The sequence below is a fragment of the Herbiconiux daphne genome (assembly GCF_024979295.1).
GTDB classification, from domain to species: domain Bacteria; phylum Actinomycetota; class Actinomycetes; order Actinomycetales; family Microbacteriaceae; genus Herbiconiux; species Herbiconiux daphnes.
Map to the genome: position 1 here is coordinate 1 of NZ_JANLCJ010000813.1, position 522 is coordinate 522.

At 49.0% G+C, this 522-nt stretch carries 1 protein-coding gene; it reads left to right on the forward strand.

Annotated elements, in window-relative coordinates; translation table 11 throughout:
• On the forward strand, positions 1-522 hold a 522-nt coding region (locus N1032_RS27840; RefSeq protein WP_259543979.1), incomplete at both ends, for a 2-keto-3-deoxygluconate permease.

Consider the following 522-nt stretch of genomic DNA (forward strand, 5'->3'; position numbering starts at 1 on the left):
CACCGTATTCCGTAAATCTGGTACGCTGGTAGTAGTTAAAATCCTGACAGCATTCGTCGTAGCGAAAGTTGCTATGTGGCTTATGCCGTCTGGCGGTATCACAACAGGGGCACTAGCTGGCCTGTCCACATTGGCTCTCGTAGCAGCGATGGATATGACCAATGGTGGTCTGTATGCTGGTATCATGCAGAAGTATGGCACTAAAGAAGAAGCGTCGGCGTTCGTTCTGATGTCTGTTGAGTCTGGCCCGTTAATGACTATGGTTATTATGGGTACGGCTGGCGTAGCATCATTTGAACCTCATGTATTCATCGGTGCTGTGCTGCCCTTCCTGCTGGGTTATGTAATCGGTAATCTTGATCCTGATTTCCGTGAATACTTCGGTGGTATGGGTAAAACGTTGATTCCGTTCTTCGGCTTTGCGCTGGGTAATACAATCGACCTGCACGTTATCCTGCAAACTGGCCTGCTCGGTGTGGCTCTGGGCGTAGCAGTAATCGTTGTTACTGGTATCCCGTTAAT